The organism is Duganella fentianensis (genome assembly GCF_009857835.1).
In the GTDB taxonomy this organism is placed as follows: Bacteria; Pseudomonadota; Gammaproteobacteria; order Burkholderiales; family Burkholderiaceae_D; genus Rugamonas; species Rugamonas fentianensis.
Genome location: NZ_WWCL01000002.1, coordinates 1,156,361 through 1,167,026 on the forward strand (window position 1 = coordinate 1,156,361; position 10,666 = coordinate 1,167,026).

Annotated in this window: 9 protein-coding genes; 4 read left to right on the plus strand and 5 right to left on the minus strand. The window is 61.5% G+C overall.

Going from position 1 to position 10,666, the window contains the following annotated elements; translation table 11 throughout:
* Window positions 1-7 precede the first annotated feature (7 nt).
* Together GTP23_RS12930 and aroC are read right to left on the minus strand one after the other, a co-directional pair.
* Entirely contained in the window at window positions 8-1,159 is a 1,152-nt protein-coding gene (locus GTP23_RS12930; RefSeq protein ID WP_161035492.1) for an MFS transporter, read from the minus strand.
* A 3-nt stretch (window positions 1,160-1,162) separates the two neighbouring features.
* Window positions 1,163-2,260, minus strand: a complete 1,098-nt coding sequence (gene aroC / locus GTP23_RS12935; RefSeq protein ID WP_161035493.1) for a chorismate synthase — start codon at window positions 2,258-2,260, stop codon at window positions 1,163-1,165.
* Window positions 2,261-2,511: 251 nt separating this feature from the next.
* Here aroC and GTP23_RS12940 point away from each other — a divergent pair, with 251 nt between their 5' ends.
* Window positions 2,512-4,773, plus strand: coding sequence for a GGDEF/EAL domain-containing response regulator (locus tag GTP23_RS12940; protein ID WP_161035494.1), 2,262 nt, complete (start codon window positions 2,512-2,514; stop codon window positions 4,771-4,773).
* 106 nt (window positions 4,774-4,879) lie between these two features.
* Here the strand turns inward: GTP23_RS12940 and GTP23_RS12945 are convergent, their stop codons facing one another.
* Window positions 4,880-5,338, minus strand: coding sequence for a CBS domain-containing protein (locus tag GTP23_RS12945; protein WP_161035495.1), 459 nt, complete (start codon window positions 5,336-5,338; stop codon window positions 4,880-4,882).
* A 189-nt stretch (window positions 5,339-5,527) separates the two neighbouring features.
* On the opposite strand from GTP23_RS12945, the gene GTP23_RS12950 reads away from it, so the two are divergent.
* Both GTP23_RS12950 and GTP23_RS12955 read left to right on the plus strand, forming a co-directional pair.
* Window positions 5,528-6,838 (plus strand): O-acetylhomoserine aminocarboxypropyltransferase, encoded by a 1,311-nt coding sequence (locus GTP23_RS12950; protein WP_161035496.1) that lies wholly within the window; start codon window positions 5,528-5,530, stop codon window positions 6,836-6,838.
* 1 nt (window position 6,839) lies between these two features.
* Entirely contained in the window at window positions 6,840-7,661 is an 822-nt protein-coding gene (locus tag GTP23_RS12955; protein WP_161035497.1) for an alpha/beta fold hydrolase, read from the plus strand.
* On the opposite strand, the gene GTP23_RS12960 is transcribed toward GTP23_RS12955, so the two are convergent.
* Entirely contained in the window at window positions 7,626-8,363 is a 738-nt protein-coding gene (locus GTP23_RS12960; RefSeq protein WP_161035498.1) for a hypothetical protein, read from the minus strand. The genes GTP23_RS12955 and GTP23_RS12960 overlap by 36 nt on opposite strands.
* A 260-nt stretch (window positions 8,364-8,623) precedes the next feature.
* Window positions 8,624-9,988, minus strand: coding sequence for a YihY family inner membrane protein (locus GTP23_RS12965; RefSeq protein WP_161035499.1), 1,365 nt, complete (start codon window positions 9,986-9,988; stop codon window positions 8,624-8,626).
* A gap of 66 nt (window positions 9,989-10,054) precedes the next feature.
* Between GTP23_RS12965 and wrbA the strand changes: the two genes are divergently transcribed.
* Window positions 10,055-10,666 carry an NAD(P)H:quinone oxidoreductase gene (gene wrbA / locus GTP23_RS12970; RefSeq protein WP_155434025.1) on the plus strand — a complete coding sequence of 204 codons (612 nt, stop codon included), beginning with the start codon at window positions 10,055-10,057 and terminating at the stop codon, window positions 10,664-10,666.

Genomic DNA, 10,666 nt, shown 5'->3' on the forward strand with positions numbered 1-10,666 from the left:
CCCGCGGCTAGTGGCCGTCGTGCTGCTGCCAGCGGGCCGACAGCATGGCCGCGCCCAGCGATAGCAGACACAGCAGCGCTGCCACGTAATACACCGAGGAAGGCCCGGCTGCCTGCCACCACTGGGCCAGGAACAGCCCGCCCAGCGATCCGCCTATACCATAGGACAAGCTCATGTACAGCGCCTGCCCCCTAGCCTGCAAGGGACCGGAAAACCAGCGCTGCAGCGTCATCACGGACGAGGAATGATGCAGCGCAAAGGTGGCCGCGTGCATCAGTTGCGCCACGATCAGCAGCCACAGCAGATGAGCCGCCATGCCTATCATGACAAAGCGCGCCACCGCCAGCAGCAGGGTCAGATACATCAGCTGCATGGGACGCCAGCGCCGGAACAGAGGCGCCTGGAAATAGAACAGCGCCACTTCGGCCAGCACACCCAGCGACCACATGGCACCTATCACCGTCTTGCTATAGCCGTTACGCTCCAGATACAGCGAATAGAAGGTGTAGAGCGACGTATGGGCCGCCACCATCAGTGCCGTCGAGGCGAAGAAGGCGATCACTTCACGCCGTCGCAGCAGTGTCAGCAGCGGCAGCGGCGCTTCCTGGTGGCGGTGGCGCGGCACATCATGCAGGCGGAACGCTGCCACGATGGTCAGCACCAGCAAGCCCGCCGCAATGGTAGGCAGGGCCACGATGCCGTAGTGGTCTAGCGCGTAGGCCGACGCGGAGACCGCCACGATGAAGCCTATCGAACCCCACATGCGGATGCGGCCGTAATGGGTCAGATCGCCGCGCATTTCCGACAGCATCAGCGCTTCGCAGATGGGCGCCTGGCCGCTGGTGAACAGATTCAGCACCACCATGGCCAGCATGAAGTGGCCGAACGTGGAGCCGATAAAGAAGCCGGAGAAACCGATCAGCGCGGCGAAGCCGGCCACGCGCAGCACGGTGACGCGGCGGTCGTAATGGTCAGCGACATAGCCCCAGACGTTGGGGCCGATGATGCGCAGCACCTGTATCATCGACATCAGCACACCGATCTGCGCCACCGTCATACCGTGCTCGGCAAAGAACAGCGTAGCGTAAGTGGACCAGGTTCCTGCGTGGGCGTAGTAGCAGAAGAGGAATAAGGCGAAGCTGAAGGCCTGGGCCGGCACCGCTTACGGCGCGATGTTAGGCGTGTGCACCTTGACGTCGCCACACTGGGCGCGGTGCATCAGCGCGTGATCCATCAGGACCAGTGCCAGCATGGCTTCGGCGATAGGCGTCGCGCGTATGCCCACGCAGGGGTCGTGGCGGCCAAAAGTCTCCACCATGACGGGATTGCCATCCTTGTCGATGGACTGGCGCGGCGTGCGGATGGACGACGTGGGCTTGATGGCGATCGAGACGGTGATATCCTGCCCCGTCGAAATGCCACCCAGTACGCCACCGGCGTTATTGCCGATAAAGCCTTGCGGCGTCAGCTGGTCGCCATGCTCGCTGCCCTTCTGCACCACCGACTGGAAACCGGCGCCGATCTCCACGCCCTTCACGGCATTGATGCCCATCATGGCATAGGCAATGTCGGCATCGAGCTTGTCGTAAATAGGCTGGCCCAGACCGACGGGAATATTCTGTGCGATCACATCGATTTTGGCACCGATGGAATCGCCATCCTTGCGCAGCGCATCCATGGCCGCTTCCATGCGCGCGATCAGTTCGGCATCGCCGCTGGCGGCGAAGAAGGGATTGTTGGGCACATGGGCCCAGTCCTGGAACGGCACCACGATGTCGCCCAGCTGGCTCATGCAGCCTTTGAAGACGGTGCCGTACTGCTGCTGCAGCCACTTCTTGGCGATGGCGGCTGCCCCCACCACCGGCGCCGTCAGGCGGGCCGAGGAGCGGCCGCCGCCGCGCGGGTCGCGCACGCCATACTTGTGCCAGTAGGTGTAGTCGGCGTGGCCGGGACGGAAGCTCTCGGCGATATTGCCGTAATCCTTGCTGCGCTGGTCTTCGTTGCGGATCAGCAGCGCAATCGGCGTCCCCGTGGTCACGCCCTGATACACGCCAGACAGAATTTCCACCGTATCCGATTCCTGCCGCTGCGTCACGTGGCGCGAGGTGCCGGGCTTGCGGCGGTCCAGTTCCGGCTGGATATCGGCTTCCGTCAGTGGCAGTCCCGGTGGGCAGCCATCGATCACGCAGCCGATAGCCGGGCCGTGCGACTCACCAAAGGTTGTAACGGAAAACAATTTACCAAAAGTATTACCGGACATAGGAAGAGAATCTTTGGAAAAAGGTGGAGAATTCCGTATTCTACCAGCCCGCGCCCTCCTATGCCGTGCTTAGAAATTAATTTCCACAAAGCAATTTTTCCTTGGTAGAATTCCTGATGATGCAAGAAAATTCAACAGCGTTGCACACTGCCCCACAGGTGACGTGCAAATGCATAGGAAAACTGCATTCTTTTTGACAATTCACTATATACTGAACCGAAGAACACCGAGCAATCCTGGAGAAGCGACACATGCCCCCACCGGTCACACCACTTGATCCACTCAAGGACGATCAAGACGATCTGGTATTCTTAGAAGAGCATCCGGCTACACCCGTTACCACGGGTGCGCGTAATGTATGGCGGGTCATGATTATCGATGACGACGAAGACGTCCATTCGACCACCACTTTTGCGCTGGGCAATCTCGACATGCAGCACCGGCAGCTGGAGTTCGTCCACGCCTACTCCGCTGCGCAGGCACGTGAATTACTCAAAACGGAAAAGGAAATCGCCGTCATCCTGCTGGACGTGGTGATGGAACAGGACGATGCCGGCCTGCATCTGGTGCGCTACATCCGCGAGACTCTGGGCCTGAGCGACGTACGGATTATCTTGCGCACAGGACAGCCGGGTTACGCTCCGGAAATTGATGCCATCCGCGACTTCGACATCAACGACTACAAGACCAAGTCGGAATTGACGAGGATCAAGTTATTCACGACCGTGACCTCGGCCATCCGCTCCTACGAGCAGATCCGCAAAATCAACGACAGCCGTCGTGGCCTGAGCCAAATCGTGCACGCCAGCACCCAGCTAATGTCGCTGCATGGCGTACACAATTTTGCTGCCGGCGTACTCAGCCAGATCGCCGAGCTGCTGGGACAGGACGGCAGCGGCATCCTGTGCGTGCTGGAATGCCCGGAAGACGGTTGCCGCGAGCTGATGGTGATGGCCACCATAGGCCCTTACCACACGTTCGGCAACACCACCCTGACCGTGCGCAGTGACCAGCGCATCCACGATGCCATGGAGCTGACGCTGGCGCAGGGGCGCAATGTATATGGACCCGATTACATCACGCTGTATTTTGCCGGCAAAGCCAGCCGTGATTTCGTCGCCTTCCTCGACGTCAAGACCGCGCCGACGGAAATCGACGAACGCCTGCTGGAAGTGTTCTGCGCCAACGTTGCCGTCGGTCTGGACAACGTGGAACTGGTCAGCCACCTGCACACGGCGGCTTTCTACGACCAGCTCTCCAAACTGCCCAACCGTACCCGCCTGATCGAAATCCTCGACGCCACGCTGACCAGCCCCATCCGCGACGAAACCACCCTGTCGCTAGTTGACCTCGATCACTTCGCCGAAACCAACGATGCGCTGGGCCACCGCTTCGGCGACGCCCTGCTGCTGGCCGTAGCAGGCCGGTTGCAGACGGAGCTGGGCGATGCGCTCACCGTGGCACGCCTGGGCGGCGACATCTTCTGCGTGCTGGGCGACTCCTCGCAAGTGAATCCGGCCAATATCCTGACGCTATTCCAGCGCCCCTTCAGCATCGACGGCCAGGACGTGCAACTGTCGGCCACGCTGGGACTGGTGCGGCTGGCCGAACACGAAGGCAGCGGTGTCGATGTGCTGAAAGACGCCGACATCGCACTGAAACGCGCCAAAACCCAGCAGCGCTCCGGCCACTACTACTTCTCCCGCTCGATGGGGGTAGAAATCCGCGAACGTGTGCGCATGATGCACGCGCTGCGCAAGGCCTTCGGCCAGAACGAGCTGTTCGTGGTGTACCAGCCGCAGATCGATCTGGAGACGCGCCGCCCCAAGGGGGCCGAAGCGCTGCTGCGCTGGCAGACCCCGGACGGCAAGTTTGTCTCGCCTGACCGTTTCATCCCCATTGCCGAATACTCGGGCCTGATCATCGATCTGGGCGAATGGGTGCTGCGCACGGCCTGCCGCGAACTGGTAACGCTGCATAAAGCGGGCCACAGCGACTTCATGATGTCGATCAACGTGTCGCAAGTGCAGTTCCGCCACCCCTACTTCCTCGAAATGCTGCGCAAGGCGCTGGAAGATACGGGAGCGCCGCCGGAATTCGTCGAGCTGGAGATTACCGAATCGATGGCCATGGAAGAGCCTGACCTGCTCATCAAGATGCTGGCGCAGATCAAGCAGACGGGCGTCAGCATCGCCATCGACGACTTCGGCACGGGCTTCTCCTCGCTGTCCTATCTGCAGCGTCTGCAGATCGACCGGCTCAAGATCGACCGCGCCTTCGTCACGGAAATCACCGGCTCCGCCCGTGGCAGCAGCATTGCCGAAATGGTGGTGCAACTGGGCCGCAATCTGGGCCTGTCGGTGATCGCCGAAGGGGTGGAAGACGAACGCCAGGCGCAGATACTGCACGCGCTGGGCTGCCCGCTGGCGCAAGGCTTCCTGTTTGCCCGTCCGATGACGGCCGATGCGCTGAATGGCTGGCTCAGCAACGAAGCCCTGCAGGGCGCAGCCTGACGCAGATCAGCAGGCGCCAGACAGCAAAAAAGCCATGCGATGCATGGCTTTTTCATTTGCTCACCGATCCTGCGACCGGTGCCGGCGTACTGCCGGTGAAGGGCCCTTACTCGGCAGCCTGCTCGGCAGTTTCACCGGGCCAGTCGCGGATATAGGCTTTCAGCATGCGGTTTTCGAAGCTCTGCGCTTCCAGCACGGCACGCGCCACGTCGTAGAAGGAGATCACGCCGAGGATGGTCTTGGCGTTCATCACGGGCAGATAGCGCGCGTGTTTTTCCAGCATGATACGGCGCACTTCATTGACTTCCGTATCGGGCGTGACGGTGATCGGGTGGTCATCCATATGCTTGCGCACGGTGCCGCCACCGACAGTGCCGCCATTGTCGTGCAGGGCACGCAGCACCTCGCGGAAGGTCAGCATGCCGGCCAGATCGCCAAACTCCATAACCACCAGCGAACCGATGTCTTTCTCCGCCATGATGCTGGCTGCTTCGGACAGTTGCTGGTCAGGGTTGATGGTGTAGAGAATACTGCCTTTAACCTGAAGAATTTCCGAGACTTTCATGGGGGCCGTCCTATCGACTGTGGGCTAAGTTAAGCGTTATGGTTATGAGCGCCGTATTGGGAATGTAGCCTATGCCCAGCAAAAAATCCAGCGCTCTCGATAATCAATTCCCAACATTGTTGCAGTGCTGTCGCCATAGCGGAATTCGCGGTAGCATGCCGTCCATACTAACAACTCACACGAGACATTATGAGCGGCCCTCACTACCCCGGCTTTGACACGCTGGCCCTGCATGCCGGCGCAGCACCCGACCCCGCCACCGGCGCCCGCGCCACTCCGCTGTACTTCACATCTTCCTTCGCCTTCAAGGATGCCGACCATGCAGCCGCGCTGTTCAATATGGAACGGGCCGGCCATGTGTACAGCCGTATTTCCAACCCCACCAATGCGGTACTGGAAGAGCGCATCGCCGCGCTGGAAGGCGGCGTGGCCGGCATCGCCACGGCCAGCGGTCAGGCCGCCATGCATCTGGGGCTGGCCACCATCGCCGGCGCGGGCTCGCACATTGTCGCTTCGCGCGCCCTGTATGGCGGCTCGCACAACCTGCTGGCCTATACGCTGAAACGCTTCGGCATAGAAACCAGCTTCGTCGATCCGCGCGACCTCGACGCCTGGCGCGCCGCCATCCGCCCCAACACCCGCGTGCTGTTCGGCGAAACGCTGGGCAATCCCGGACTTGATGTACTCAACCTTCCCGCCATCGCGGAACTGGCCCACGAGCACCATCTGCCGCTAATGGTGGACGCCACGTTCACCACGCCGTATCTGCTCAGACCATTCGATCACGGCGCCGATCTGGTCTTCCATTCCGCCACCAAATTCCTCTGCGGCCACGGCACGGCCATCGGTGGCCTGCTGGTCGATGGTGGCAGCTTCGACTGGCATGCCGCCCATCAGGCCAGCGGCCGCTTCCCCGAACTGTGCGAACCGTACGAAGGCTTCCACGGCATGGTATTTGCCGAGGAGTCCACGGTGGCAGCGTTTTCCCTGCGTGCGCGGCGCGAAGGCTTGCGCGACTTCGGCGCGGCGATGAGCCCGCACAATGCTTTCGCCATCCTGCAGGGCATAGAAACGCTGGGCCTGCGCATGGACCGGCATGTGGCAAATACCCGCAAGGTAGCCGACTTCCTGCTGACGCACGACGCGGTGGAACAAGTGGTGTATCCCGAGCTGCCCCATCATCCCGACTACGCGCTGGCGCAGCGCCTGCTACCCAAGGGCTGCGGCGCCGTGCTGACCTTCGATCTCAAGGGCGGGCGGGCTGCAGGCAAGCGCTTCATCGATAGCCTGCAACTGTTCTCCCATCTGGCCAATGTGGGCGATGCCAAATCGCTGGCCATCCATCCCGCCTCGACCACGCATTTCCGCGTGCCGGCCGGGCAACTGGCGTCAGCCGGTATCAGCGAAGGCAGCATGCGCCTGTCGGTGGGGCTGGAAGACGCCGACGATCTGCTGGAAGATCTGGGCCGCGCTCTCAAACTGTCGCAGAAAGGAGGCTGAGATGCTGTTCGACGTACAAGGCCAGAGCGCCTACTGCTACACGGGCGGCAAGCTGCTCGATACCAGCCTGCCGGCCATCGTATTCATCCACGGGGCCCAGAACGATCACAGTGTATGGGCGCTGCAGAGCCGCTATTTTGCCCACCATGGCTATGCCGTGCTGGCAGTCGATCTGCCCGGCCATGGCCGCAGCAGCGGGCCGGCGCTGGCTTCCGTGCCCGCCATGGCGCAATGGCTGCTGGCCCTGCTCGATGCCGCAGGCATACAGCAGGCCGCCCTGTGCGGCCACAGCATGGGATCGCTGATCGCGCTGGAAGCCAGCCATCAGGCGCCGGCCCGGGTCAGCCGTCTGGCCCTGCTGGGCAGCACCTATCCGATGAAGGTTTCGCCAGCGCTGCTGGACATGGCACGCAAGGATGAAGCCAGCGCCATCGACATGGTCAACATCTACTCGCACGCCAGTCTGACGGGGCGGTCCGCCATACCCGGCATGTACACACCCGGGGTGGCGCAAAAGCTGATGCAGCGTCTATCACAAGGTAATCCTGCCCAGCTTTTCTACACGGACTTCACCGCCTGTAACGAATACGCCAACGGCGAGCAAGCTGCGGGCGCCGTGCAATGCCCGACCCTGTTTGTCTGCGGCACCCGCGACATGATGACGCCCATCAGGTCGGCCCGTCCGCTTGTAGCGCGCATTCCCCATGCGCAGACCACGATGATCGACAGTGGCCACTCGCTCATGAACGAACAACCTGCCGCCGTGCTGGACGCGCTGCGCGACTGGCTAGACCGAACGGTAGCGCCGACGCAGCAGGCCTAACATGGCCAGCCCGGCCGACCATAACCAGATACCTTCCGGCTCGGGGACGGAAGTTATCACCTGCGGATCCGCCAGCGCCTCAGACGCGCTCAGACCCTGCACATCATCGAGGTGGACAATGAAGGTATGGGTAGCATCGAGCGCGCCGCCAAAGCGCGCGTAAGCGCCCAGCCAGCTTTGCAGAAAATATGTTCGTCCCGCTTCCATGCTGAAGCTGACATTAAACTGATAAGGTGAACCGTCCACACTATGCACACTCGATTGCGCTTCGCTACGGTAATCGGCACGGTTCTGCGCGAACGCTTCAAAATTGCCCAGTCTGGCCTGACTGACATCGAAGTTAAAGCTATTACTTGCCAGAGAAAACACGGTGACCGCGCCCTCCACTTCGGCAGAGGCCGAGACGGAGGTGCTGGAAAATGGCACGACGCTGACGATATCGAAGTCCAGACTGCCACTCAGAGTGCGCGAAGCCGAACCGCTGCCATCCCAGCTATAGCTTTGCAACGCATAACTTTGCGCGGAAACGCGCGCGTACGAGGTGCCCGTGAACGCCCCCAGCTTGATGGTCAGATTCCCCAGGTCGGCCGCTACAATGGTCTGGGCACTGGAATGATGATCGCCGTCACGGGCCAGCGCCGAACTAGCCAGCGCCGTCGCACTGAGTCCGCCCAGGGTATTCTGCCATACCTGATGCTGCATAGTATCGCTGAAATCACTGCCAACTTCGCACATATCGGGCGTCGTACCGCCGGCCTGCTTCACGCTGGCGGAGCGACAATCACGTACAAATACCCCGGAATATGCCCCGTTCGATATGTCAGTAGCCTGAGCCAGGGCTCCGCTAGCACTCAAGACCAGCAATATCACTCCACGAGCTATCTGCATCATTCCTCCGCGCAAAAGAATATTAAGAAGACAAGTCCGTTCGAGTATATTCCTGATGGCCGTTAGAGGCTCAACTATTTGCCGAAGTGTTGTGCAAGCGACATCCCGAGCCCAGCCTCGACGGCCGTTTCCACTTCGCGCGCCAGCGCGGCGGCATCGCGCGCGGCCTGGATGTCGCGCTCGTCCTCGCTATCGCTGACCACGCCGGCATTGATGGACATGCCGGCAAATACGAACAGGCGGTAGACCTCGGCCAGCGTGAGCTTGTTGACGTTGGCCAGCAGCACCCAGTGGTCGCCGCCATCCGTCACCCGCTTGCCCCACTGTACACGGGCCGGCGCGTCGACCTTGACGCGGCCTACCCAGCCTTCACCCACCATTTTCTCCAGCAGGTTGTCGACTTCATCGAAGCCGAGGCGCGTACGCGCGCGGATCGCGCCGGCACTGACCAGCGCCGTGTCACCGCACACGGAAGCGACGAACAGCACGCGCAGGATGGCCATGGCATCGACAAACTCGCCGCCCGGCTGGGCTTCGTGCCACCAGCGCTCGTATTTCACCACAGGCAGCGCGGCCACCAGCAGCGCTCCGAACAGGGTAATCATCCACGATACATAGACCCACAGCAGGAACAGCGGCATGGCCGCCAGCGCGCCGTAGATCTTGGAGTAAGCCGGAAACTGGGTAATGAAGATGGCAAAGCCGCGCTTGGCCACCTCGAACGCCACACCGGCCACCAGTCCGCCCCAGGCGGCGTCCTGCCAGTCCACGTCGCGATTCGGCACGGCCACGTACAGCAGCGTGAAGGTGACGGTGGTCAGCGCCAGCGACAGCAAGGCATAGATCAGCGCACCGATCACGGGGATGTCGCCGATCAGGTCACTGGTGGCCATGAACACATGGGACGACAGCGTCAGCGACACGCCGATCAGCAAAGGCCCCAGCGTAATCAGCGCCCAGTACACCAGTATGCGCTTGGCCCAGCGCCGCTCGGCACGCACGCGCCAGATGCGGTTGAACACCCGTTCGATCTGGCCCATCATGGCTACCGAAGTCAGAATCAGCGCCACCGCACCCACGGCCGACAGGCGCGTGGCCTTGGAGGCGAACATGGTCAGGTAGTTGAGGATGGTGCTCGATATCGTCTTCGGCATCACGCTCTGGACGAAATACGCTTCCAGCGAGGCGCGGAAGGTATTGAACATCGGGAAAGTAGTGAAGATCGCCAGCGCGATGGTCAGCAGCGGCACCAGCGCAAACACGGTGGTGAACGTCAGGCTGCCGGCCACCTGCGGCACGCTTTCTTCGCGCAGGCGGCGACGCGCGAACATCACCAGATCGCGTACTTCCGCCCACGACAGCGAGCGCACCGTCTCTATGCCGGATTGGCAACTACGCGACAAATACTGGAAAACCGGACGTATTATTTTTTCTGACATGTATAAAAACCAAAATCCACGGGGAACACGCGTTCCTATCTGCTAAAGCGCCCTATAATACCGCCGATGAACCAAGCTAATCTGATTATTCTCGTATTGTTTTACTCACGCCACGGTGCAACCCGCAAACTGGCCGAACTGATCGCGCAGGGAATCGAAAGTGTGCCGGGCTGCGATGCCCGCCTGCGCACGGTTCCTGCCGTTTCCACCGTGGCCGAAGCCACCGAGGCCGACGTACCGGCCGAGGGCGCGCCCTATGTAGAACAGGAAGACCTGCAGGAATGCGCCGGCATCGCCGTCGGCTCGCCTACCCGCTTCGGCAATATGGCCGCGGCCATGAAGTATTTCTGGGATGGCACGGCCACCCAGTGGCTGTCCGGCGCGCTGGCCGGCAAACCGGCCTGCGTGTTCACTTCCACGGGCAGCCTGCACGGCGGACAGGAATCCACCCTGCTGTCGATGATGATCCCGCTGTTCCATCACGGTCTGATGGTACTGGGCCTGCCCTATACGAATCCGGAACTGATGACCACTGCCAGCGGCGGTACGCCGTACGGTGCCAGCCACTGGGCCGGTCTCGATGGCAAGAAGTCCTTTACCGACGACGAAAAGAAACTGGCGATAGCGCTGGGGCGGCGGCTGGCAGAAACCGCCGTCAAGCTGCGCGCGCCGCAATAA